General features: G+C 39.5%; 24 protein-coding genes and 1 other annotated feature. Of the genes, 14 read left to right on the top strand and 10 right to left on the bottom strand.

The features are described from left to right. Positions 1-18: 18 nt before the first annotated feature. Positions 19-1464, bottom strand: a complete 1446-nt coding sequence (locus ACN6NB_RS03000) for a DUF4179 domain-containing protein (protein ID WP_474253227.1) — start codon at positions 1462-1464, stop codon at positions 19-21. After that, entirely contained in the window at positions 1433-1978 is a 546-nt protein-coding gene (locus ACN6NB_RS02995; RefSeq protein WP_099662977.1) for a sigma-70 family RNA polymerase sigma factor, read from the bottom strand. Before ACN6NB_RS02995 ends, ACN6NB_RS03000 begins: the two co-directional genes overlap by 32 nt. Before the next feature lie 179 nt (positions 1979-2157). On the opposite strand from ACN6NB_RS02995, the gene ACN6NB_RS02990 reads away from it, so the two are divergent. The 7 genes from ACN6NB_RS02990 (at position 2158) to ACN6NB_RS02960 (ending at position 8995) form a co-directional block, all read left to right on the top strand. Then, positions 2158-2343, top strand: coding sequence for a Fe3+ hydroxamate ABC transporter substrate-binding protein (locus ACN6NB_RS02990; RefSeq protein ID WP_070326836.1), 186 nt, complete (start codon positions 2158-2160; stop codon positions 2341-2343). A gap of 4 nt (positions 2344-2347) precedes the next feature. Beyond that, entirely contained in the window at positions 2348-2908 is a 561-nt protein-coding gene (locus ACN6NB_RS02985; RefSeq protein ID WP_151284104.1) for a GNAT family N-acetyltransferase, read from the top strand. Positions 2909-2934: 26 nt separating this feature from the next. After that, a complete protein-coding gene (locus tag ACN6NB_RS02980; protein ID WP_151284103.1) occupies positions 2935-3762 on the top strand; it encodes a hypothetical protein in 828 nt (275 codons plus the stop codon). 568 nt (positions 3763-4330) lie between these two features. After that, positions 4331-5218 (top strand): helix-turn-helix domain-containing protein, encoded by an 888-nt coding sequence (locus ACN6NB_RS02975; RefSeq protein WP_474253226.1) that lies wholly within the window; start codon positions 4331-4333, stop codon positions 5216-5218. Positions 5219-5444: 226 nt separating this feature from the next. Then, positions 5445-5709, top strand: a binding site (T-box leader). Positions 5710-5765: 56 nt separating this feature from the next. Then, positions 5766-7427 carry a 2-isopropylmalate synthase gene (locus ACN6NB_RS02970; RefSeq protein WP_474253225.1) on the top strand — a complete coding sequence of 554 codons (1662 nt, stop codon included), beginning with the start codon at positions 5766-5768 and terminating at the stop codon, positions 7425-7427. Further along, the gene (locus ACN6NB_RS02965) at positions 7428-8537 is read left to right on the top strand and encodes a helix-turn-helix domain-containing protein (RefSeq protein WP_474253224.1); all 1110 of its coding nucleotides are present in this window, start codon (positions 7428-7430) and stop codon (positions 8535-8537) included. It begins immediately after the preceding gene. Then, complete coding sequence (locus tag ACN6NB_RS02960; RefSeq protein ID WP_474253223.1) at positions 8519-8995, top strand: YbaK/EbsC family protein; 477 nt, start codon at positions 8519-8521, stop codon at positions 8993-8995. The genes ACN6NB_RS02965 and ACN6NB_RS02960 overlap by 19 nt, the downstream gene beginning before the upstream one ends. An 88-nt stretch (positions 8996-9083) precedes the next feature. Here ACN6NB_RS02960 and guaA read toward each other — a convergent pair whose 3' ends face one another. The 5 genes from guaA to ACN6NB_RS02935 all read right to left on the bottom strand — a co-directional run bounded on the left by guaA (position 9084) and on the right by ACN6NB_RS02935 (position 16177). Further along, positions 9084-10625, bottom strand: a complete 1542-nt coding sequence (gene guaA, locus ACN6NB_RS02955; protein ID WP_039176907.1) for a glutamine-hydrolyzing GMP synthase — start codon at positions 10623-10625, stop codon at positions 9084-9086. A 186-nt stretch (positions 10626-10811) separates the two neighbouring features. Next, complete coding sequence (locus ACN6NB_RS02950) at positions 10812-13016, bottom strand: transglutaminase TgpA family protein (protein ID WP_144491786.1); 2205 nt, start codon at positions 13014-13016, stop codon at positions 10812-10814. A gap of 9 nt (positions 13017-13025) precedes the next feature. After that, positions 13026-14111, bottom strand: coding sequence for a DUF58 domain-containing protein (locus tag ACN6NB_RS02945; protein ID WP_260982303.1), 1086 nt, complete (start codon positions 14109-14111; stop codon positions 13026-13028). Positions 14112-14212: 101 nt separating this feature from the next. Further along, positions 14213-15175, bottom strand: a complete 963-nt coding sequence (locus tag ACN6NB_RS02940; protein ID WP_039176899.1) for an AAA family ATPase — start codon at positions 15173-15175, stop codon at positions 14213-14215. Positions 15176-15277: 102 nt separating this feature from the next. Then, a complete protein-coding gene (locus tag ACN6NB_RS02935) occupies positions 15278-16177 on the bottom strand; it encodes a cation diffusion facilitator family transporter (protein WP_059376152.1) in 900 nt (299 codons plus the stop codon). Between the two features lie 482 nt (positions 16178-16659). Here ACN6NB_RS02935 and gabP point away from each other — a divergent pair, with 482 nt between their 5' ends. From gabP to ACN6NB_RS02920, 3 genes are all read left to right on the top strand, one after another. Continuing rightward, entirely contained in the window at positions 16660-18048 is a 1389-nt protein-coding gene (gene gabP / locus ACN6NB_RS02930) for a GABA permease (RefSeq protein ID WP_039176895.1), read from the top strand. A 98-nt stretch (positions 18049-18146) separates the two neighbouring features. Next, positions 18147-19679, top strand: coding sequence for a multicopper oxidase family protein (locus ACN6NB_RS02925; protein ID WP_144491788.1), 1533 nt, complete (start codon positions 18147-18149; stop codon positions 19677-19679). 274 nt (positions 19680-19953) lie between these two features. After that, positions 19954-20325: a carboxymuconolactone decarboxylase family protein gene (locus tag ACN6NB_RS02920; protein ID WP_039176890.1), complete on the top strand. Its 372-nt coding sequence runs from the start codon at positions 19954-19956 to the stop codon at positions 20323-20325. A gap of 214 nt (positions 20326-20539) precedes the next feature. On the opposite strand, the gene ACN6NB_RS02915 is transcribed toward ACN6NB_RS02920, so the two are convergent. Then, entirely contained in the window at positions 20540-21589 is a 1050-nt protein-coding gene (locus ACN6NB_RS02915) for a hypothetical protein (protein ID WP_474253222.1), read from the bottom strand. A 73-nt stretch (positions 21590-21662) separates the two neighbouring features. Further along, the gene (locus ACN6NB_RS02910; protein WP_024424478.1) at positions 21663-22031 is read right to left on the bottom strand and encodes an RlpA-like double-psi beta-barrel domain-containing protein; all 369 of its coding nucleotides are present in this window, start codon (positions 22029-22031) and stop codon (positions 21663-21665) included. Positions 22032-22240: 209 nt separating this feature from the next. Between ACN6NB_RS02910 and ACN6NB_RS02905 the strand changes: the two genes are divergently transcribed. The 3 genes from ACN6NB_RS02905 to ACN6NB_RS02895 all read left to right on the top strand — a co-directional run bounded on the left by ACN6NB_RS02905 (position 22241) and on the right by ACN6NB_RS02895 (position 23998). Further along, complete coding sequence (locus ACN6NB_RS02905) at positions 22241-22915, top strand: hypothetical protein (RefSeq protein ID WP_058837869.1); 675 nt, start codon at positions 22241-22243, stop codon at positions 22913-22915. Between the two features lie 126 nt (positions 22916-23041). Next, entirely contained in the window at positions 23042-23509 is a 468-nt protein-coding gene (locus tag ACN6NB_RS02900; RefSeq protein ID WP_059376139.1) for a hypothetical protein, read from the top strand. A 138-nt stretch (positions 23510-23647) separates the two neighbouring features. Then, positions 23648-23998, top strand: coding sequence for a DUF4064 domain-containing protein (locus tag ACN6NB_RS02895; protein WP_025092751.1), 351 nt, complete (start codon positions 23648-23650; stop codon positions 23996-23998). A gap of 30 nt (positions 23999-24028) precedes the next feature. On the opposite strand, the gene ACN6NB_RS02890 is transcribed toward ACN6NB_RS02895, so the two are convergent. Further along, positions 24029-24463, bottom strand: coding sequence for a hypothetical protein (locus tag ACN6NB_RS02890; RefSeq protein WP_058837870.1), 435 nt, complete (start codon positions 24461-24463; stop codon positions 24029-24031). A 245-nt stretch (positions 24464-24708) separates the two neighbouring features. Here ACN6NB_RS02890 and ACN6NB_RS02885 point away from each other — a divergent pair, with 245 nt between their 5' ends. Next, positions 24709-25245 (top strand): LptM family lipoprotein, encoded by a 537-nt coding sequence (locus ACN6NB_RS02885; protein WP_126681416.1) that lies wholly within the window; start codon positions 24709-24711, stop codon positions 25243-25245. Positions 25246-25394 lie beyond the last annotated feature (149 nt).

The following is a 25394-nucleotide window of genomic DNA, read 5'->3' as shown; positions in this document are numbered from 1 at the left end:
TCATGTTCGCTTTTTTATTTATTGACTAGCTTTTGAAGTTTCTTTTTTGACTGGAATGGTTACCTTTATCGCTTTCTGTGGTGCCAACATGTTCAGTTCAGTCAAATCAAGATAAAGCCCATATTCTTTAAAAGAAAAATGGTTTAATGATAAAGTCTCTAAATTCTTATCATCAAATTCAAAGGTGGATTGCATGGAAGCTGTCTTTAAATTCGTCACCTTCGCATGGTTCCCCTTCAAGTAATATCCGCTTTCATAGTCTGCTTGTGGATCGGGCCATGATTTCATCTTTTCAACATCGCCTAATCCAATGAATTCACCTATATTCTCCATCACATCCTGATCTAATTCTTTTTGATCTACTCCAGTAAATTGATAATCAACAATCACAGAACGGTCTTTTTGCTCTATCTTAATGATTTTGATTCCGATGCCATGGTGTTTTGTTTTGAACTGAACAGGCAGCTTTGTCTTGAGAGGAATGATTTTGCTTTCTTCTCGTTCGAAATCCACAATTGTGTAAAATGTTAATTCAGTCGCCTTTGGATCGATCGGTTGATTCAAAATGGTCAAATGATCTTTTCTAGTTTTTTCAGGAGTCAGTTGTTTTTCTCCTAAATCTGTTCCAAGCTCAAATTGGTAATCATTACCCAAATCATCTTTCATTCTATCTATAATGACTCTATCATCTTTGGCAAAACCATTGTAATCAATGGCATATTGAATAACAGACCCTTTCAATCCTTTTTCTACTTTTACATTCCTTATTTGATAACGTCCTTTTAAAATAGATACGTCTTTTTGTCCAGCTAATATAGTAGTTTTTTGCTTCACTACAGGTAATTCAAATCGCCAATTCCCTACTATATCTCCAATTTTTGAAATGACGAGTGGCGCTTTTTGACCTTGCTTAATCGTCTGTCCATTTGTATAGACTGTCACCTGTCCAGCATAACGACCATCTTTCAATTTTTTTAATTCATGATTGTAGTCACTTGATTGGGTGGTTTCATTTACTGGATCTAGGTTGACTACAAATGGTACTGAATTTTCTTTTGTATTCAAATGATCGACAGTAAACGTATAAACAAGCCGCCCGGCATCATAGTACACACTGTTTACTTTCACAGTCACCCCTCTTGATTCAGCCCCCTCATTGACATGCTTCACCAAATCACTCTGAAAAAGAGCCATTCCTACTTTATCGTGAAACATCATATAAAATTGCCCAACAATCGGGACACGTGCCATCGCTGTATTAAGAGAAGGAAAAAGGAAACCTGATGAAAAGTAAAGGACGATGAGAACAATGGCAGAGTATATTGGCGTTCTCCAGTTCCATTTGAACCAGTGTCTTTTTTGTTCCGCTTTTACATCTCCTATTGCTTGACGAATCGCAGAGGTCACTTCAACCGTTGGTACATCAATCTCATCATAGAGCTTTTTCATTTCTTTTCGTTCCATCGACACTTTCCTCCTTCTCCAATGTTTGCTTTAATAGCTTTCTTGCTCGATACAAATGAGTTTTAACCGTTCCTTCAGGCACACCCATCTGTTCAGACATCATCGAAATCGAATAATCTTGAAAATAAAATAGCTGAATCACGAGCTGATATTGCTCATCTAACACTTCAAGTGCATTTTTTAAATCGAGCTTGTCTTCTAAAAAATCATGTCGCTCAACGCTCTCATGATGCTGTTCAAACGGAACAACATCTTGCTGCTTTTTCTTCATCGCAAAAATCGTATGAATCAAAATCCGCGTCAGCCAGGTAGAAAAATAAGCCGGTTCCTTTAATCCAGATAAATGTTTAAACGCTTTAATGACCGTCTCTTGAACAGCATCTAACGAATCCTCTTTATTTCTTGTATAGAGAAAAGCCGTTTTATATAAACGCTCTTGATACATCAGCATTAATTTCTCAAATGCCGGGACATTCCCTTTTTGTGCTTTTTTAATTAGACGCACTTGCTTCATCTCACTCACACCTCCTACACCTGTTAGAGCAAGCTTTCTCTCAAACGGTTTCAACAAACTAAAATTTCTTTTCCTTACCATATGTCGGACAAAAATAGAAAAAGTGAAGAACAGGCCGCAAAGAACATGTCGAACATTTGATATAATGGAAGAAATATGTACAAAAAGGAGTAAGTCGATTGTTTCTATTTGAAGAACCCACGTGTGCTAGCTGTCAGAAAAAGATAGAAGGAAACGAAGAAGTGTACGTCAAGCTGGTCTATCCAAAAAGAAAAGGAATGACAGAGGTAAAGGCTTGGCTGAGGAATGAAGGGGTTTTTTATTGTAAGGCATGTACAGAACAAAAGACATCTCATGGAGGATAACCAAATGAACAAAATCAACTTCCCACAAACATTTCCAACAATACATACCGAAAGACTAATTTTAAAACAAGCAACGATCGAAGACGCTGAGGATATGCACATCTACTTATCCAATGAAACCGTGTGCCGCTACATGGGCATTGATGCTCATGAAACAATTGAAGACACAAAAGAAGAAATCAAGTGGTATGACAACATCTTCAAAGAACAAACAGGCATCCGCTGGGGCATTTCTCTAAAAGACAATCCAGCCATCATCGGCAGCTGCGGCTTTCTCAATCTAGAAAAACAGCACTGCCGCACCGAAATTGGCTATGAATTACACCACGATCATTGGAGAAAAGGCATCATGAGTGAGGCAATCGCTGCGGTGTTACGATATGGGTTTCAGGAAATGTATCTGAACCGGATTGAAGCGATTATTGATCCAGCTAATACGTCCTCTGTTCAATTATTGGAGAACTTTGATTTTGTTCGAGAGGGTTTATTAAGGGAGTATGATTTTGGTCAGAACGGGTTTGATGATGTGTTTATGTATGCGATTTTGATGAGAGATTACCAATAAAACCTTAATGAACAGAGGAGAAACAAATGACGAATAACACATGGATAGATGACTGGTTTAAAAAGTGCGAAGAGCTTGAATTAAAGCCTTGGGAATGGGATTTTAAACAAAGTTATATCAAAGAGCCGATACCAAAAGATAAATCACATATAGAGTTATTATTAGATTATAAAAGTCGTAAACTCAAAGAAATTGGAATTTGTAATGTCACCAAAAAAGCTGGTCGTAAAGCTGACTGCGATAAAGAACCTTTTTATATTTATCAATTACTTTGGCGTACTGATTATGAGTCAGAGCCTAAGCCAAAGCTTTTTTTAGATCGTTACAACTTGCTCCGTGGAGAAACAATGAATTCGTTTATTACGACTTTCAATCATTCTAAAAAACTAACTTTTGATAGTCATATCACCCATAAATTTGAAACCTTTGCTGCTTCCACACATTGCATTGGGAATTTCACCGTATTACCACATTGGATGAACTCTGGTCGTTATTTATTTTCTCAAGATTATTGGGATGTTACGATGTATTCACTATTTGAATTCTTGCAACCATTAGGATGTTGGAAACAGTTCGTCGAACGATATTTCCTTCAACCTTATGTGAACAATGATGAAGAATGGACAGTCAGTGAATTTTGGAAAGGTCACTTCAAAGGAATCGGAAATTACAATCGATTAAAACCTCAAAATGAACAAGAATTAAGTGAGTTTCTAAATAAAGTCAATCTTAGGATTGAAGAACGAGGCAAATGGATCATCAAAAAAGTCTGTGAAGAATTGGAGTTACACTATTTCACTTTTTATGATGAACTGAAAGATATACAAATTCGATTCTCAAACGAAATAGATTAACAAACAAAAGCGAAGTTAATACTTCGCTTTTTTATATCTTTATAGAGATATAAAAAATAAAAATGCCAAACTCTCACAAAAAATCGGTATTTCTCTCCCCTTGTTGGTTTTTTGGTGTGTAATCACAAAATTTTGTAGTGATTTTTAAACAACTCAAATAATAAAGATTTTACACACCAAATCAATATAATCCCCACTCACTCGTAGCAGACGTCTTGCTCGTGATATCATATCCCCCTCGGTTAACATGCTTCATTCACGATACAAGTTGGGATCTTCTCAAGCACTTCTTCAAGGTACTCTTGTGCCCAGTCACTCTTCATACAGCACGGAAACCAATTGTGTAGTCGTATGTTCTTGCTTCACCCAAGACCAAAGCTGGAAATTCCTTTGCATAGTATCCCCTCCAATTTCCGGACGATTTCTAGATTTTCTTCAGAAATCCCACTCAGTACACTGCTACCTCGGACTAGAAAGCCCATTCTAATATTACAACATAGCACAAAAAGTCAAGTTTCCTAAAAAGCATTTCCGCTATACTAAACTCGTAAGGCAAGGAGGTGCTCGGTTGTCCTATCAAGAACATGAGAAAACGATTCAAGAAACATTAAATTATATTGAACAGCATCTGAAAGATGATTTACCGCTTCAAACTCTAGCGAAACACGCTGGTTATTCTAGGTTTCACTTTCACCGTATCTTCAAAAGAGTGATTAAGAAGTCAGTTGTGGATTATATAAGGGAACGACGGATGACCCAAGCGGCGAAGGATTTAATCCATACGGACCAAAGGGCGATTGATATCGCATTGCAGTATCGTTTTGGTTCACAGGAATCCTTCACTAGAGCCTTTAAGAAGATATATGACATGTCGCCCGCACGTTATCGGAAGTTATTAAGGAATATCATTGATGAGGAGGAAACAAATATGGCTGATCATCAGAACACACCTACTGGCTGGATTATGACGGGAGAAACACCATTTGATTATGAAACAGGTTTAGATGACAGAATTGTACACAGTGGTACGTACTCCGCTTACCTGAAATCAAAGGATGAAAAAGCACGAGGATTCGCGACATTGATGCAGCAAATTAACTCTGATCGTTACCGAGGAGAACGCCTTCAATTTTCTGCTTTTGTCAAAAGCGAAGATGTGAAAGGTTCAGCTGGTTTATGGATGAGAATTGATCATTCTTCAGGTGAAGTTCTTGCGTTTGACAATATGATGAACCGTCCCATTACAGGAACAAACGGCTGGAATCATTTTAGTGTAGTTCTAGATGTTCCAATAAAAAGTGAAGTCATTGCGTTTGGCATTTTACTACAAGGTCCAGGTCACATTTGGATGGACGAACTTAGTTTTAAAACTGTAGATGAAAGTGTGCCAGTGACAGAACAAAATACTGTGGATCATTTAGAGGATGAACCAGTGAATTTAAATTTTGAAGGCTAGCAGACTGAATTTAAGAGGAGGTTCATTGCCATGAAAAAAATTGGTGCGATTTTATTGTTCGCTATGAATTCACTCACCTTTATTTGTGGCCTTGGATTTTTATTTGGTGAAGAGGATTAAAAATGAAGATAAGACATCCATAGGACAAAAAAAATCAATTGAAAAAGATATCCCTGTCACTATCTCTTTTTTATAGACTTGGTATAATAGAAAAAATCAGAAAAATGAGAATGCGATGATAAGGAATAGTACTTGCCGAATTGTTTTCAGAAAGTTGCTGGCTGATGAGAAGCAATAACAAAAAGGCAGGGAACTCACCTTAGAGTAGCCTTAGTGAAATGAAAAGGATTGATGTAGTTAAGGTCGGCACCCCACCGTTATATGGGAAGGATATAAGATCAAACAGTCTGTATCCGAATAAGGGCATGATAATGTTTGTTTATCATGAAACAGGGGTGGTACCGCGTAAGAAGAAGTCTTTCGTCTCCAAGTTAAATCTTGGGGATGAAAGGCTTTTTTTATATTCCAATTACAGGAGGAATCGATGATGTTTAATCACAAAAAATACGAAAAGAAATACTTTTTGCCACCGAAGCTTACTTATGATTGGGTGAAGAAAGAAACATTAGAAAGTGCTCCGATATGGTGCAGTGTGGACTTACGGGATGGTAATCAAGCATTACCTATTCCTATGAACTTAAAAGAAAAATTGGAGATGTTTCAGTTACTAGTAGAGATCGGTTTTAAAGAAATTGAAATCGCATTTCCAGCTGCTTCTGATACAGAGTTTAGGTTTTTGCGGACACTGATTGATCATCATATGATTCCAGACGATGTCACGATTATGGTGATCACGCAAGCGAGAGAGCATATTATCCGCCGAACGTTCGAAGCCATTAAGGGGGTACCGAAAGCGATTGTTCATTTATATAATTCGACTTCAGAAGCGCAGCGCAGACAGGTATTTAAGAAAACAAAAGATGAAATTAAACAAATTGCCATTGATGGAGCTATTTTAGTAAAAGAACTTGCCGAAAGAACAAATAGTGATATTTATTTTCAATATAGTCCAGAAAGCTTTCCAGGAACAGAAGTTGATTATGCGTTAGATATTTGTAATAGTGTTTTAGATATTTGGAAACCGACACCAACTCATAAAGCAATCATCAATATTCCGACAACAGTTGAATATTCAATGCCTCATATCTTTGCAAGTCAGATTGAGTATATACACAAAAATCTGTCTTACCGAGACAGTGTGACATTATCTGTCCATCCTCATAATGACCGTGGCTCTGGGGTGAGTGATGCAGAATTTGGTGTTCTAGCTGGCGCAGAAAGAGTCGAAGGTACATTATTTGGTATCGGTGAACGTACAGGGAACGTAGACTTGATTACCTTGGCGATGAATATGTATTCACAAGGTTATGATCCAAAATTGAATTTCAATAACCTAGAAGCTATTCGTCAAAAATATGAAAAACTAACAAAAATCACTGTTCCTGAGAGGCAGCCCTATTCTGGGGAGATGGTTTTCACCGCATTCTCTGGGTCACATCAAGATGCGATATCTAAAGGGATGAAATATAGAAAAGAAAATAATGTTGATAAATGGGACGTTCCGTATATCCCAGTAGATCCAGTTGACTTGGGGAGGAACTATCAAACGGATGTGATTCGAATCAATAGCCAGTCTGGAAAAGGCGGCATAGGCTATATACTAGAAACAAATTATGGCATTAAACTTCCTTATCAAATGAATGAAGCCATGGGATATGCAGCGAAAAAAGTATCTGATCAGACAAATAGGGAATTGTCTATCGAAGAAATATATCATGTTTTTGAAAAGCAGTATGTTGATTTTCACCCTCATTTCCAGCTGCTTGATTATCAATTTAATAAGGGAAATAAGCAGGAAGTCACCTTAACTTTGCTGAGAGATCAGCAACAAATCGACATACAAGGAACTGGCACTGGAAGTTTAGATGCCATCAGTAATACGTTAAAAGCATATTTTCATCTCGATTATGTTTTGGAAGTCTATGAACAGAATTCTTTGGGCAAGGATTCCGAAGCAAAAGCCTGTGCACAGATTGGAATTTCATCTCAAGGAAAAATGCATTGGGGTGCGGGAATTGATAAAGATATTATAGAAGCAACAGTAAAGGCTCTGGTGGTGGCAGTAAATAAACTAGAGGTTTGGATGTAGATGGAAAAAGATAAACTTGAAAAACATGAAGTGATGCAATATTTAAGAGAATATAACGAACAAGAAATCTTTTATCAAAAATACCAACAGAAAAAGCATGACAATACATCATTGCAATTATTTTTGAAGGATTATGATAAACACAGTCTAATGCATAAACAAATATATATAGAAGAATTTTTGCTAAAAGGACAGAATGAATTTGAAAAGGAAGATACCATGTGGTTAGATCAGGAGAAAGATATCGAAGTGAGAAAGTATAGCCGTTTTATGCCCCAATTGTCGGCTATCCATGATTTCTTTGAGATGATCTATGTTCTGGAAAATGAGATGTATGTAGAAGTCGAAGGCAAAAAAATGGCTTTAAAATCAGGAGATATTGCCTTTATCCCACCTAACACAATACACAAGCCAATTGTAATGGAGAATACAATCGCCATGCAAATCATGATCCGTAAGAGTACTTTTCAAAAAGTGTTTTTTAAAATGTTAAAAGGAAATCATGTCATTTCAGAGTTCTTTTTGAATGCATTGTATATAAAAGAAAATAAAAATATTCTTATTTTCCATAGTCACTTGGATAAACATTTGCTAGACTGCTCTCTTCAATTATTTACAGAAAATTACAATCGACTCCCTAGTTACCAGTTGATTATGAATAATGTGTTTGAGATATTATTATGTCTCTTATTAAGATTCAAACCAAGCCATATGAACGTCAATCAGGTCAAACAATCTAGTGATATACGTATGATTCAAATGCTACAATATATTCAGCAATGTTGTGAGCATATTACCATCCAGGAGATGGCAGAGGAATTTAACCTTTCTCAATCTTATCTGTCAAAATATATAGCTCGTAAGCTTGGGAAATCATTTCGTGAGATTCGACAAGAAATAAGATTGGAAAAAGCCTGCGAAATGCTCACTGGTAGCCATTTACAAGTAGATCATATTGCGGCAGCCGTTGGTTATCAAAATGCAGAGCATTTCATTCGTTTATTTAAGAAAAAGTATCACCTAACACCACATCAATATCGTTTAAAAAATAGATCATGTCAAATCAATACAAATAAAAAGGAGAAATCATCATGTCAATCAAACAAGTAAAAGATTACTTTAAACAATATGATATGCATACTCGAATTCAAGAATTTTCAGTATCTAGTGCAACCGTAGACTTGGCTGCTTCTGCACTGGGCTGCGAACCTGAAAGAATCGCAAAAACCCTCTCCTTTCTAGTAAATGGACAAGCTATTTTAGTTGTGACCTCTGGCGATGCAAAAGTTGATAACAAAAAATTCAAGGAATATTTTAAAACAAAAGCTAAAATGCTTTCTCCTCATGAGGTTGTTGACTTGGTCGGTCATGAAATTGGCGGAGTATGTCCTTTTGCTACAAAGAATGGCGTTTCTATTTATTTAGATATTTCACTCAAACGTTTTGAGACAGTCTATCCAGCCTGCGGGAGCAGTAACAGTGCTATTGAACTCACAATAAAACAATTAGAAAAACACTCCGGTTATTCACAATGGATTGATGTGTGTAAGGGATGGAATGATGAATAAACACATGAAGACGGAAGGAAAAAGTGCAGTTAAAAATAAAAAAGAGCTAGAAACCCTTGATACACAAAGGTTTCTAGCTCTTTTATAACTATTCCCACTCAATCGTAGCAGGCGGCTTACTCGTAATATCATACACCACGCGGTTAATATGCTTCACTTCATTCACGATACGAGTCGAGATCTTCTCAAGTACATCCCAAGGGATTCTTGCCCAGTCACTCGTCATACCATCAATAGAAGTAACAGCACGGATGCCGATTGTGTAGTCGTATGTTCTTGCGTCACCCATAACACCTACGCTGCGGATGTCTGGGAGAACCGTGAAGTATTGCCAGATGTCGCGCTCAAGTCCGAAGTTGGCAATTTCTTCGCGTAGAATTGCATCCGATTCACGGACGATTTCTAGTTTTTCTTCTGAAATTTCACCTAGTACACGGATACCTAGTCCTGGACCTGGGAATGGCTGTCTCCAGACGATGTCATCAGGAATGCCAAGCTCTGAACCTAAGGCACGGACTTCATCCTTGAATAGCGTATTGAGTGGCTCAATCAATTCGAATTGCATGTCTTCTGGAAGACCGCCTACGTTGTGGTGAGATTTGATTGTTTGTGCCGTTGCTGTTCCGCTCTCAATGATGTCTGTGTAAAGTGTTCCTTGTGCTAAGTAGTCGATTCCTTTTAGCTTGTCCGCTTCGTCATCGAATACATAGATGAATTCGTTACCGATGATCTTACGTTTTTGCTCAGGATCAGACACACCTTTTAGCTTGTTTAAGAAACGATCTTTTGCATCTACTTTAATCACGTTCATGTTGAAACCTTCGCTAAATGTTTTCATAACCCCTTCTGCTTCGCCTTTGCGAAGAAGACCGTGGTCAACGAAAATACATGTCAGCTGATCGCCGATGGCTTTGTGGATCAATACTGCCACAACAGATGAATCGACACCGCCGCTTAGTGCGCACAATACTTGCTTGTCGCCTACTGTTTCACGGATTTTCTGCATTTCGATTTCAATGAAGTTTTCCATTGACCATTTGCCATCGCAATCACACACACCGAAGACAAAGTTTTTCAATAGGTCATTTCCGTACTCAGAGTGACGAACCTCTGGGTGGAACTGAACGCCATAGAAATTCTTCTCAGCTAAGCTCATCGCTGAGTTTGGACAATGTGCACTTGTTGCATCGACTGTAAAGCCTTCTGGTACTTCAACTACGAGGTCACCATGGCTCATCCAAACGACTTGATCCGTTGGAAGGTCTTTGAATAAAGCAGGTGTTCCGTTAATATGAATATCTGCTTTTCCATATTCACGCTGGCTTGCCGCTTCTACTTTCCCGCCTAAATAGTGAGTCATGAGCTGCATGCCGTAGCAAATGCCTAGAACCGGAATGCCTAGATCAAAAATCTTTTCATCACAGCGGAAAGATCCTTCATCATAAACACTGTTTGGTCCACCAGAAAGGATGATTCCTTTAGGCGCCATTTCTTTAATTTCTTCAGCAGTTAAAGTGTGCGGATGAAGCTCACTGTACACACCAAATTCACGAATACGGCGTGTGATCAACTGATTGTACTGACTGCCGAAATCGAGAACCAAAATCATTTCATTTACTAAATTTGTCATGGTGTCACCTCTATGTCCAATATAGTTTTTTATAAACGCACAGAAAAAATGAGAGGAGAAAACCTGCTCTCAGTGTGAATCACGCTTTTGAAGCGCCCAGACTCACATCCGAACGCTTCAATTTCATGTATTTTAGAAGGTTTTAATATTCACCTATTCTAACAACAGGAAGGTACGCGGTCAAGACTATCTCCTGTTTATTAAATTTTCCCATAACTTTGCCGACTGCTGCCAAAGCGCCGACGAATCCTCTCGCCGATAAAGCGCACGTTCATAGAGCTGCGTCAGCTCTGACATGTAATGATCTCCATCCTTCTCATCGATCAAAGAAGCGAATTCTCTTAGCGTCATACCTGGCTTTTTCTCAATTCCCCTGCGCCCTAGCTGCTTTAATAGAGCCGCATATGCATAGAAGAATGCTTCATCCTCTGGCAGACGTTTCACCTTTCTTACAATAAAGAATGGCAGCCATCTTGTTCTGAATCGATAAAGCATCCAGCTGATGAATCCAAGCAGGACAATAGCTCCTGCCGCATAACCTGCAATTGAACCAGCATGTACCATATTTGGCTTTGCCTTCGCTGTTTGTTCCTTTGGTTGTGCCGGCTGCTCTGTCTCCTGCTGCTGCGGCTGGTCTTGCTGCTTTTCTTCACTTGCATCAGAACTAGACTGATTTTCTTCTTCCTTTTGATCATCCGTTTGATCACTTGAAACGGATTCATTTGTAAATGTCTCTGGGTTTGTAAATCCTTTTGTCGGTTCAAAGGTGACCCAGCCTCTGTTTGGAAAATAAACCTCTACCCATGAATGCGCATTGTTATTGGTTACTTCATACACATTGTTTCCATCCATTTGTGTTTCATATAACTGACCAGACGTATATCCCTTCACCCATCTCGCCGGAATCCCGATCGATCGAAGCATCACGATCATAGAGGTTGAAAAATTATCACAGTAGCCAATCATCGTATCAAATAAAAATTGATCCACATAATCTTCATTACGACCAGGCACAGCGACATTTTGCGTTTCATATGAAAACTTCGCAGATCCTAAATAATCCTCGATCGCTTTCGCTTTATCATACATATTATCCTTCGTTTCCGTTAAGCTGTTTGCCAAAGTTTTCACACGCTCTGGGAGTGAGGATGGAAGCTGCAAGTATTCACGGCCAACCTGCTGATTCACCTGCTTTTTTGTCGGTACTTTGATTCTCTGCAAATCCTCTAGGATAAATGTAGGAGATAAAAAGCTGACTTGATAGTTCCCTAAATTTTTGGGTGGGTTTTGCATAGACGGGACAATTTTCTCCGTTTTGCCTATGATTTGCAGCGGAATGTTTTCCATTGGTGTCAGCATGATCGTTCCAATAGGATACACAGCATGATTAAATCGATAATCCGATTCTATATCGATTCTTGTTTCATGCTCCTCTGTTTTCACTCGCTCAGTAAACCACCGATGCGGCACAGTGTCCTCCTTTAGCCGAGTAGGCTTCGTATCATTTGATGCATCCTCCCAGCCCTTTCCTGTGTAAATACTTTTTGTTTCTACACGAAAGTAAGACGGCTCCTTTCCGCTCCATTTAAAGACAGGTGTGCGGTCCTCACTAAACGGTCCGCCAAGCGCCGAATCATCTGCACTATATCCCACTTTATTCTGCCCGGCTGTTCCATCTTGATTCGTGACCGCCTTAAAAAACGGGACAGGATCGGGCCATTTTGGATCTGACTTCGGCAAAGAAGCGCCGAGTGTCGCTGATAGAAGGACAAGCGCCAGCATGGGGAAAAACCATTTTAGACGTGCTTTCTGTGACACCCGAACGCCCTCAGCTGAACGCAGTCGATCGAAATACAGCAATCCAAGCAAACAAAAGCCAAATACCATAATACGAACGATCGCAAAGGTCGCATCATATGGCGTAAACGTATCAAGAATTGTGACATACACAATCGTCATGAGTAAAAAGAAAAAGATACGCTGCTGATAGACCACCCAATAATGAAGCAAGTAGACAAGCAGCCACAGCAAAATATAAAACAACAATGTGCGGAAAGACGGATACATGTCACTCCACATGCCCATGCTCATTAATGTGATATTATCCTTAATATCAGCAAACAAAGCAGACGGATAGCCTGGCGCTGATTGATAAAAGATCAAATATAAGGCGAGTAAAATCAGTCCAGCACAAATAGGAAAGGTCACATACCACTTCAGACGAAAGAACGTAAACAAACACGTAAGCCCGATAAAAATGATGAAATAAGACGTATGGCTCGTCTCTGTAAAATCTTGAAGTGGACGAAGCCACTCCCATAGCAGCAGAAAAGCTACAGCATAATAGATGAACAATTCAAAACGGCTTTGCCGCAGATGCGTATGCAGCATAAATGTTTGTCACCTCACAGTTCTTTCGTGCAGCCGGTCTTCAAATAAAAGGGTGATGCGTATTCCATAGGCCTTGAGCCGGTCTGCAAGCTGTTTTTCTTTTGTCGTCAAACGGTCAACGGCTTTCTTCACTAAAAGCACGGTGATGTTCTTTCTATTTCGATTTCCGAAGAGACTTGCCGCAAGCTCCTCCTGCAGCTGACCTGTGACGACATATTTTCCTGAATGCTGATACTCACTCGCTGCTAACGGTTTATATTCTAGTGCACGGGAAGGCTGATGCTGCACTCTTGTTAAATAATAAAGCATGTCCTGTAAATGAAGTTCTCCTTGATCGACCCGAAAGGCATACTGATCTCCCAGAGGGACAAGACCTGACGGCACTCCTTTTTTCACAGCCGTTTGAAGAACAGATGCTGTAATAGAGACAACTGTTTCATAAACAGCTTGATCAGTAAAATCAGCAAACACGACAAGGTCCTTTGCTTGATTCTGTTCAAATTCCTTCGTCATCAGCTGGCCTCTTCTGGCCGTCGTCTTCCAATCCACCCAAGCAAACCGGTCTCCTTGTTGGTATTCTCGTACGCCTGTTGTCACATGAGTCGGTTCATTTAACCACGAGTGAACCGCTTTGCCTCCATTTTCACTCAGTGACTCAGCAGGCTCTACAGGGATATCCAGCACTTTTGGGTAGACAAGCAGCTTTTTCTCTAGCGGAATGATGATTTCTTTTTCAACAAACCCAAACATATCACCCGTTTTGATTCTAACTGCTGTTAAATGATGCTCTCCCCGCGGAATATCGTTCAATTGATAAGTAAATCGCCATGTTTTCCGAAACCAAGGAAACAGCATTTGCTTCATTTCAATCTGTTCCTGTAAATGAAAGGTGTCTGGCGGAGCATCCTCTATCATGACGTAAACGTACGGAAATGGATGTGTCCGCTTGATTTCAATGTCAACGGACAGCACATCCCCCGCCTTCAAACGGGTTTGCTGTAATGTTCTCTTGGCTGTCGCGCGAAGCGGTACGAGAGCAAACAGCAATGCATACAAAGCATATGGTAAAAATGCATAAAAAAGGAACCAGCTCACAAACCCTCCCTGAAACATGGCATAACAAAAGGCTGCCGCAGTGAGAATGATGAGCATCATCACCCGTAACCATAATGAAACTGCTAAACGATGACGCGACTTCATTGAGTCATCGACTTTTGAACTGGCACGCCAATTTGCTCAAGCATTTGTCGCAGCAGTGTCTCCGCCTTCTTCCCTTCATATGTCGCTTCTGATGTCAAAATCATACGATGCGGTAATGTATAAGGCACCAAATACTGTACATCATCAGGAATCACATAATCGCGCTGATTCAAAAGCGCATACGCCTGTGCCGCTTTCATCAAGGCGATCGATCCCCTTGGACTGACACCTAGATAAACAGATGGGTGTTTACGCGTCGCTTGAGCAATTTCAACAATATATTCTTTAATGGATGCATCCACATGAATGGTTTGAACAGCCTGTTGCAACGCATGGATATGTTCCTTTGTCATGACAGCTTGGAGCGTATCAATCGGGGATTGCTTCTCCTGCAAGTTGAGCACCTCCAGCTCCTCGAGCATGGTCGGATATCCCATCTGCAGCTTGAATAAAAACCGGTCCATTTGCGCTTCTGGCAGCGGATAAGTTCCTTCATATTCAACTGGATTTTGCGTCGCCATGACGAAAAATGGATCCGCAAGCGGCATCGTTTCCCCGTCCACAGTGACACTGCCTTCCTCCATCGCTTCAAGTAAAGCTGATTGTGTTTTAGGAGAGGTCCGGTTGATCTCATCAGCTAAAATAATCTGCCCCATGATCGGTCCTTGCCTAAATTCAAATTCATTCGTCTTTTTATTGTAAATCGACACGCCTGTTACATCTGAAGGCAAAAGGTCAGGAGTGAATTGGATTCTCTTAAACTCACAACCAATGGATTTTGCCAAAGCACGAACCATCATCGTCTTCCCTACACCAGGCACATCCTCTAGCAGCACATGCCCCTTCGCCAAAATCGCAACAAGGCTTAATATCGCAATGTCTTTTTTCCCAACCATGACTTTATTGATGTTATCTACGATTTTTTGTAAATCTGAATGCATCGGTTCTTCAAATGCCATCCTGATCCTCCTATCACGTTTCTGTCAAATTTCATATAGTCTAACTTTACCATACAACACGCATTTGCATATAACATCAGCACGTATAAAAAAGAAGCCTTCTCACGATGGAAAAGACTTCTTCTCTTCTTTCGGCTCACTTGCTGGCTCCATATGAACATGAGAGTGTAAAATATCATGCTCCTGTTTCATTCTGCGTTCAATTTCATCTGCAATATCATGGCTTTCTGCAATGTTCAAGTTGGGCTCGACCTCAACCACTACATCCACATGGACTGTACTTCCAAGATAACGCGCTTTAATATCCTTTAAATCGCCCACTCCTGGTGTTGCTTCAATGGTCTCTTTATATTTAGACATATCTTTGATATGAAAACCGTCTGTTAACGAATGAGAGGCATCTCTGAAAATTTCCCACGCAGTTTTACAAATAATTAAGCCAATGACAAACGCTGCAAGCGTATCAATCCATGCCAGCTGAAATTGAGAAGCGATAATTCCTACAAATGTTCCAATACTCACATACGCATCTGATTTATTATCAGCAGCTGCCGCATGAAGTGCCTGGCTATTGATCCGTTTGGACAGATTGCGGTTATAAATATACACACCGTACATCACAACAGCACTTCCTGCTGCCGTCCAAGCCGCGATCATATCCGGCGTTTGATGCTCAGATGAGAAGAGCGACTTCCCTGCACTCAGCAAAACCTGAAGCCCAACAAGCATCATGATAAAGGAAGCCACTAGAGACGCAATATTTTCCGCTCTAAAATGACCGTATGGATGATCTTCATCAGGCGGCTTTTGAGAAATACGCAGCCCAATCAACACAGCAAGGGATGCAATAATATCCGTCGTGTTATTCAATCCATCTGCCGAAAGAGCCTCTGAATGAAACACGTACCCAATAATGAGCTTGACCGCAGATAAGATCACATAGGCAATGATGCTGACCCAAGCACCCGTTTCACCTTGTCTTAATTCGTTATAGCGCTCCATGTCGAACCGCGCCTCCTCACACATCACTTTTCTATTATTTATCTTACAAAGCAAAGCCCGTGTGGGTCTACAGCAACATGATTCGCTTATGTCAGCAAAATAGGATAAATAGAAATGTGTTGACCTAAGTAAACTTATTTTTACAAGGTCAAACGACCTCAAGACCTACTCCTATCAACCTTTTTCCAATTCTCTTCGAAATGGACATATCGTCAAATCTCTCTCCTTGGGGAAATTATCAGAATAATTTTATTTTGTGACACAACTTCCCCACCCCCTTTTTTATGTTATTTTAAGAATCATCCGAAGGAAAAGAGGGAACATAATCTCTCAAATCCTTTATACTTTTTAACATCATGTTAAGAGGTTTGAAATGTCAGTTTGATAACCTGTCCAATGCTGAATGACAATTCAGTGTGATAAAATTTAAAATATTCTAAAAACAAATTCTCTATTCATGAGAAATGTTTGGAGGTAAAGAAATGTCCAACATGACAAACGGTCTTCAAAAAAACCTTAAAACAAGACATATTTCGATGATCTCCATTGCTGGGGTCATTGGGGCAGGGCTATTTGTTGGTAGCGGCGCTGTCATTCATTCTGCAGGGCCTGGATCCATTCTTTCCTATTCTTTTGCCGGACTTCTGGTGATCTTTATTATGAGAATGCTCGGAGAAATGGCATGTGCCTATCCGACAAGCGGTTCTTTCTCACAATATGCGAGCGATGCTATCGGTCCATGGGCCGGTTTTACAATCGGCTGGCTTTACTGGTTCTTCTGGGTGATCGTCATCGCCATTGAAGCCATTGCTGGTGCTGCCATTATTCAATATTGGTATGGAGATGCACCTGTTTGGCTCACAAGTCTTATCCTCACAATCCTCTTAACATTAACAAATATCTTTTCTGTTAAATCTTTTGGCGAATTTGAATATTGGTTTTCATTGATTAAAGTCGTCAGCATCATTCTCTTTCTACTCATTGGTTTTGCATTTATCTTTGGTTTTGGCGGTCATCATACTTCAGGACTTGCCAATCTAACAGGGAACGGCGGTTTCCTTCCAAATGGATTCAGCTCTGTGTTACTCGGAATCGTTGTCGTCATCTTTTCCTTCATGGGAACGGAGATTGTGGCCATAGCGGCTGGTGAATCAGCAGACCCAGTCAAATCTGTGACGACAGCCACACGCTCTGTTGTATGGCGTATTATCGTATTCTATGTCGGATCAATTGCTGTCGTTGTCACCTTACTTCCGTGGAATTCCGCAAGTATTTTAACAAGCCCGTTCGTTGCGGTATTAGAATACATCGGTGTTCCATCAGCCGCTCAAGTCATGAACGTTATTGTCTTAACAGCTGTTCTATCTTGTTTAAACTCCGGATTGTACACAACGTCCAGAATGCTTTATTCATTAGCAGAAAGAGGCGAAGCGCCGAAACGCTTTATGAAAATCAGCAAACGTGGTGTTCCTGTAGCGGCTACAGTCGCAGGTACCTTCTTTTCCTACATTGCTGTCATGATGAACTATTTTTATCCTGAAACCATCTTTTTGTTCTTAGTCAATGCATCTGGAGCCATTGCCCTTCTTGTCTACTTGGTCATCGCCGTTTCACAATTAAGAATGCGCCGTAAAATCGAAAAAGAAAATCCAGAACAGCTCAAAATCAAAATGTGGCTGTTCCCATACCTCACGTACTTTACCATTTTGGTCATTTGCGCCATCTTGGCATCGATGCTGTTTATCGAATCCATGCGGCCACAGCTCATTTTGACGAGTATCATTACCTTTAGCGTACTGGCTGCTTATTTTATCTTTAAACCGAATAAAAAAGTGCCTGCAAATGCGGCGCTTGAAAATAAACACCCTTAATTTATCCCGCTGAAAAGCGGGTTTTTTTATTTTATTCACCTATTTGGATGTCCGCACTTATACTGTATCAAATTGTATTTAAGTGAGGATTAGTCAACATGAACCTAGAAAAATTCGTTGACGAGCTTCCAATTCCAAAAGTCGCGGAGCCCGTCAAAAAGAACCCAAGACAAACGTATTATGAAATTGCTATGGAGGAGGTATTCTTAAAAGTTCATAGAGACCTGCCCCCAACCAAGCTATGGACCTATAATGGCAGTTTGCCTGGTCCAACCATTAAAGCCAATCGAAATGAAAAGGTCAAAGTGAAATGGATGAACAAATTGCCATTGAAACATTTCCTCCCTGTCGATCACACCATTCATCCTGGGCATCACGATGAACCAGAGGTCAAAACAGTCGTTCATCTGCATGGCGGTGTCACACCAGCAAGCAGTGACGGCTATCCAGAAGCCTGGTTTTCACGGGACTTTGAAGCAACCGGCCCCTTCTTTGAAAGAGAGACTTACGTATACCCAAATCATCAGCAAGCCTGCACATTGTGGTATCACGATCATGCGATGGCATTGACACGACTAAATGTGTACGCCGGTTTAGCTGGGTTTTATTTAATCTCAGATGCATTTGAAAAGTCCTTAGAGCTTCCGAAAGATGACTATGACATTCCTTTAATGATTATGGACCGTACATTTCAGGAGGATGGCTCACTGTTTTATCCTAGCAGACCAAACAACACGCCAGAAGACAGTGACATACCAGATCCATCCATCGTGCCCTTTTTTTGTGGAGAAACAATCTTAGTCAATGGAAAAGTATGGCCGTATTTAGAAGTAGAGCCGCGAAAATACCGTTTTCGTATTTTAAATGCGTCCAATACTAGAACTTATGAGCTGCATCTAGATAACGACGCTACAATCATGCAAATTGGTTCCGATGGGGGCTTTTTGCCAAGACCCGTTCGCCATCAATCATTTAGCATCGCGCCTGCTGAACGTTTCGATGTCATCATCGACTTTTCAGCTTACGAAAACAAAACGATCACTCTCAAAAATACAGCCGGCTGCGGACAGGATGTGAATCCTGAAACAGATGCGAACATTATGCAATTCAAAGTCACACGTCCGCTAAAAGGAAGGGTACCTAAGACATTACGTCCGATTTTCAAACCGCTGCCACCGCTTCGGCCAAGTCGAGCTGATAGAGAGCGTACACTCACACTTACCGGCACACAGGATAAATACGGCCGCCCAATCCTATTGCTCGATAACAACTTTTGGAATGACCCTGTCACGGAAAATCCTCGTCTTGGCAGTCTAGAGGTTTGGTCCATCGTCAATCCAACCAGGGGTACACACCCTATTCATTTGCATCTTGTTCAATTTAGGGTATTAGACAGAAGGCCGTTTGATACAGAAGTCTATCAATCGACAGGAGAAATCGTGTATACAGGGCCAAACGAAGCGCCTCCTTTACATGAACAAGGCTACAAGGACACCATTCAGGCGCATGCAGGTGAAGTCATTCGGATCGTTGCTCGATTTGTTCCATATACCGGCCGATATGTGTGGCATTGTCATATTTTAGAGCATGAAGATTATGACATGATGAGGCCGATGGATATCATTCATTAAAAATGAAACCATTCTTCCGCTAAATGCGTAGAACTTTTATGAAATTGCTGATTACAAAGGGCTAACGGACATCTATTCATTAGCCCTTTTATGATCCATTTCAAAATGGAAAAATAAATCGCATAAATCATTCCTTTGAGAAGCATTACACACTTAAAAAGTTGACGCAGCAAACCGATAATACTACTATATACCCATTACATCTATCAAAAGGCACATAAGCCATAATGAACGAACAAATGGAAAATTGCGATAACAAACGGAGGAGTTCAATTTGAATGAAGAAAAAGAAACTTGCCAGGTCAAACAAGAAACAGCGGCAGGTAACAGAGAGAAGCTTTCAATTCATGAGAACGAGAGCATTCGGTCAAACATTGAACAACTAACCATTGAACTCAGTGAACAAAAAGAATTTAACCACTTCATATTAGATGAAAAACAAAAGGCCATCAGCACATTATCTTCCCTCATCACAAAAGGCGATTGTGATGAAGACTTAAAGACTCATTTTGAACAAGCATTACATATTGGACTTTCTGTCATAGAGATTATGGAGATTATTAAACACTGTACAAAGGTTGCTGGCTTCCCTCACTCCATTAATGCCCTGTTTATCTTTCAAAACTTATTAGATGAAAACAAATAAAACAGAGAAAACGAGATGTCATCAGTCCTCTCGTTTTTTTATGTTCACTCATATTACTCTTTTTCTTTTTCTCTGTCACATAAGCAAAATATGAAAATAGCACTCGTATCACTGTTTAAAAGCTGATTTTCTTCCTATAAACTCACCATTTCTCCAGCATTTCAAGTGACAAAATAAAAAAACGTCCAGTTATATAAATAACTGAACGTTTCCTTTATCGATTGACAGTGAAATTGTTAATGATTCCGCCATCCTTCTCCCAAGCGGCTTCCACTGTTTTCTTCTTCATATTGTATTCAAAGATCGTTCTTACCTTCGCTTTTCGTCCAGTGTCATCCTTTAATTCTTTTGCGTTTTTTGCAACACCTAAGAAATAAACAGACGACCCGTCCGTAGAAAATTGCGGCTGTGCAGCACTTAAAATATGAACATCCTGACTGTTTTTAACGAGTGTCATCGTTTTTCCTGTTTCTACATCAAGCATCTTAATAGAGGATGTTTCTTTTTCTTTACGAACCTTTACTTCTGTATAAATCAATTTCTTATGATCTGGAGAAAATGAAATATCATTGATCATTTGTGAGATGCGTGCAATGCGTTTCCCCTTCTCACCTGTTTGAAGGGTGATCTTCATGGTTGTTGGTTCAGGATCTCTGCCCTTTTCATTCGCTTCATCGGTTTTTTGATAATCTTCTTTTAAAGAATAATGCTGGATCGCCAAATCATTTGAAGTCGGATCATATGCAAAAGAACTCACCGTATCGTCCTTGCTTTTTTCTGGATACAGCTCCTTCATTTTGTGTGTTTTCAAATCAAAAGATGCGACATAAAATTGCTCTCCAGAATCCTTGTTATACCTAAGAAATAACTTCTTCCCATCACCAGACAGCCTCATACTGTCGATGGAATCATCACTCGTAAACAGTGTTTTTTCTTCTTCAGATTTCACCTTTAATTCCCGAATACTCACCTTTTGCGTATCTTCATCTGTATACGTGTAATATAAAATCTGTTTCGTAGAATCATAAGCAATCGAAGGATATGCTGTCAGTTTCTCCGTATGAAGTGCCCGATCATGCAAGTAATAAGTATTGTTTAACTTTTGATCTGTAAATGAAACGAGCAATTCGTCTTTTGCATCTTGGTTTGTTTTGACTTCCCCTGCATGTTTTGCCTCTTGCCCCGGCTTCATCATGAAGAAAATAACTGCCGCAATCACTGCGACGCCAATGACTGTGATGATCCACCATGTTGATTTTTTCATTGCCTTTCAGACCCTCTCTACAAGAAAAGAAGCCAGAAAATGAACTTTTCCCGCTTCTTTGCATGCCTATGTATTAATAAGTGTAATGCCCTTTTACGACACCTTTACTTGTTTTATACCCAAGTGCTTTGAATGCTTTTGGACTTACGTCTAGTACAGCATTTGGCATTCTGCCTACATCATATTTATATACTGTAATCACTTTATGTGGTTTCGCTTTTGTTGTCACTCTTAGTTTTGTACCTTTTTTCGGTACGTCAAAGCCCATTTTAGTTGCTGCATCCCAATGACCGAGTTTTTTTCCATCTGCGCCTTTTTTGCCGACACCATTATACCAAGTAATATTGCCGCTTACTTTTTTTGCACTTGCTCCATGTGAGAAACTGAATGCTAAAAATAAACTAGCTACTGTTACGATTGTCGTGATAAGCTTTTTATTCATTAAGAAATCCTCCGTTTTTGGTTTCTGCACTTATTATACATGAAGATGAACCCAGTTATTTTACAGACACATTACAATTCAAATACAAGTTGACCACTTTATGACCGATTAAGTTCATAAATACTGCCAAAATCAGCTAGAACATTGTAAGCAGCTCCCCTCTTTCATTTTATATAATGAAGGTGAATCAAATTTAAGGGGGAATTTTCATGAAAAAGTGGTTCACTGTTTTGATTGTAAGCTTGGCCTTCGTATTGATGTTTTCAAGCCTTCCTGCCTCAGCTGCTAGTCCTCGTCACGGCGCCATTGTGACACAAACGGATGAAGCCAAATGGTCAGGTATCTCTGCCGATATTGTCCTGCCGAAAACAGCCACCATTAAAAATGGCTATGCGGACTGGTATCTCGGTCTCGGCTCTGCCGTTGTAGAGAGCGGTATTTCAAAAACGTCTTCTGGCTATAAGGTCTTTCTAGGCAGCGGCTCACAAGGCGGCAGTAAATACTGGAACAGCGAATACGATTCAAGTATTAAAGATGGCGCACGCGTCAACTTAAAGCTCATCAACAACGGTGATGGTACAGTGTCACTATACGTCAATGGAAAACTGCGCTATAAGCAGCCTGTTTACAACCCTAGCCGTCTGAAAAACCTTGATGTTGTCAAAATGGTACACGGCGTACAGGATAATGGAACAAACAGCTATTCACAAGCAAGCTTCTCAAATGTACAGCTTCGAGCAAATACATCAGGAAGTGTCTATAAAAAATGGGATGGGTCAATCAAATCATCGCTTTTACGTAAAAATTTAGAATCTGGTGCTGCCACTCCTAAATTCACCGTTATTTCTTCTATTCCATTAAGTACAAGCCTTTCAGCACAATAAGAAATAAAGCACCCGATAGAGGGTGCTTTTTATTGTTCACAGCTTATCAACACTTCTCTTTTAATCAAAACAAGGATTCGTGGTAACATAAGCATACATACTTCGAAGAAAAAAAGGAGATCGAACGTGAAAAAAAGTCTACTTGTTTTCATGAGTCTAGCTGTAATTCTCTGCATTCTAGCAGCTTGCTCAAATACGACGAAAGAACAAAAAACAGAAACGAAGGCACTTCCAACAATTAATGAACGCATTCAAAAGGAAACGAAAGAAGTGATGGAGCAGTCTAAGCTCATCAAAGACACTGACATCACCGTTGATCAAAAGAAAAAAATCATTTCTTTAAACGTAACAGCTTCCTCTGATACCAATAGTGATTACGCTGAAGTCATTGGTTTAAACTTTGCAAAAACGCTGGCCATTGGAGCATCAACTGAAAAAGAAAACAATCTTCATAAACCAGAAAACGACAGCCTCGGCGCTCTCTATTCCTTTTATGACCTAAACATCACCGTGAAACAAGAAAACGGCAAGGTGCTGGCAAAGGGAACGAAAAAAACAAATGAAACAAAAATTACTTGGGAAAGAGCCCAATAACTGGACAAGAAAATCCTTTATGGATTTTCTTCTTTTTTTTAACAAAACTATTAACATTATGAAAGAAATGCCGATTAGTAAGATTGTGTTGGTTCTTAAGTACCAATAATTCTTATTTACATATCGGAGGAAAGTATTATGAAAAGAACGACAGAATTTGTTTTAGGTTTAATTGGAGGTATTTTTGGATTTTTCGGCGCAATGTTCGCTCTTGCTTTCGGAGGAATCGATGCAGCATTTAGCGATTCAGGCACCAGTGAAATTACAGGATTAGGCTGGGCAGCAATGCTTTTCTCTATTCTTGCCATTGTCTCATCTGTCATTGTAAAGAAAAAAGCAAAGCTTGGTGGAATTCTATTATTAGTATCTGCTGTAGGTGGCATTATTTCTATTTCTATGTTCTTCATCCTTCCAGCTGTATTAATCATCATTGCAGGCTGCATGGGCGTGTTTAGAAAAGAGCCTGTCGTCAATAACACAACTGCATAAAAATAGAGAATAAAGCTTGTAGAGATTGCTCTACAAGCCTTTTCTCTCTACTTTTTGTAATTCATATTGAATGGCATCAACTAACTCTATTATGTTTTCATCTGTCCAAAGATCCAACATAAATAGAATGTCATTCATCATGTGTGACAAATCTTCCCGGCTCATCAATTCTTCTTTGTAAGCAGGGACAACAAAGAAATAGAGCAGATCAGCCAATTCAAGAGCGACACGTACATCTTTTTCATCCATGATGGCTTTATGCAAAGAGTGGATGAGCCATTTGAGGTCTTCATGATTTTCAATAGGAACATACATCAATTGGTGTATTTCATCGGTATCCCTCCCCCTTAGAATCCTCTCAGCAGATTCCTTTGAAAGAGCCCCAACTGTATTTGAGGATATATTCAGAAACAAGAATTCATGTTGATCCTCTCTATTAACCGTCTTGATTGACGAACCATCCATCTCAATCACTCCCAATCCCTTATAATAATTCTATTATAAGGAAATTCAAGTTCGATTTAAGTCACAAGAAGTGGATTTTATGTAATTTTAAGCTAACCGGTTTATAAAAAAACACTCTAAAACAATTATTTTCTATTTTTATCATTTTTTGTTGATTTTAAAGTACTTTTATCCTATTATAATAGTCATAGTCAATGTGTAAGCACAAGATGCTTATATAAATTAAACAAAAGGGGACTTTCATTTTGAAGAAATTCTATGCTTTATTTTTAGCTTTAGGGCTAACATTTACACTGGCTGCTTGCGGCTCAACAGAAGATGTGTCTACAGGTGCATCTAAAGAAAAAGAGTCTACAAGCACAAAAACACAATCAAAAAACAAAAAAGATGATGGTTCAAAGAAAATAAATGCGAGCAAACACAAAACAACTGCTCAAGGAATGAAAGTAAACCTTGGTGAAATTAAAATTATGAAGGATAGAATCAATGTTGGAATGAATATCGAAAATACGACAGATAAAGTTCTAAACTTCTATCCAGATCAAGGTAAAGCTGTAGCGGGAAGCATGCAATTAGATGCGAATATGTTTATGACTGATGGTGATATCGGTGGCGAAGTAGAAGGTGGCGTTAAACAGGATGGTGTTATTCAATTCTTAGCTCCTGAAGGCAAAGAGATCAACATTAAAAACATCAAAGAATTAAAGCTGAAATTTGGAAATGTCACAACTGACGATTACATGAATAGTAAAGACGTGACATTCACAGTTAAAGTAAAATAAACTTTCACTAATGCCCTTGAATGATGAGGGCTTTTTTTATTTTAGAGCAGCTTCTGTGAAGAGGGTATGCTTTATGCATACGGTCCTTCAAAAATCACGATCGCCTTTTAAAACTCTGAAATGCTTTCCACTTAACAATAAAAAACCCC

This window comes from Bacillus sp. 11B20 (assembly GCF_056098985.1).
Note: the sequence above shows the minus strand (reverse complement) of the source record. Positions and strands in the feature narration are given on the sequence as shown.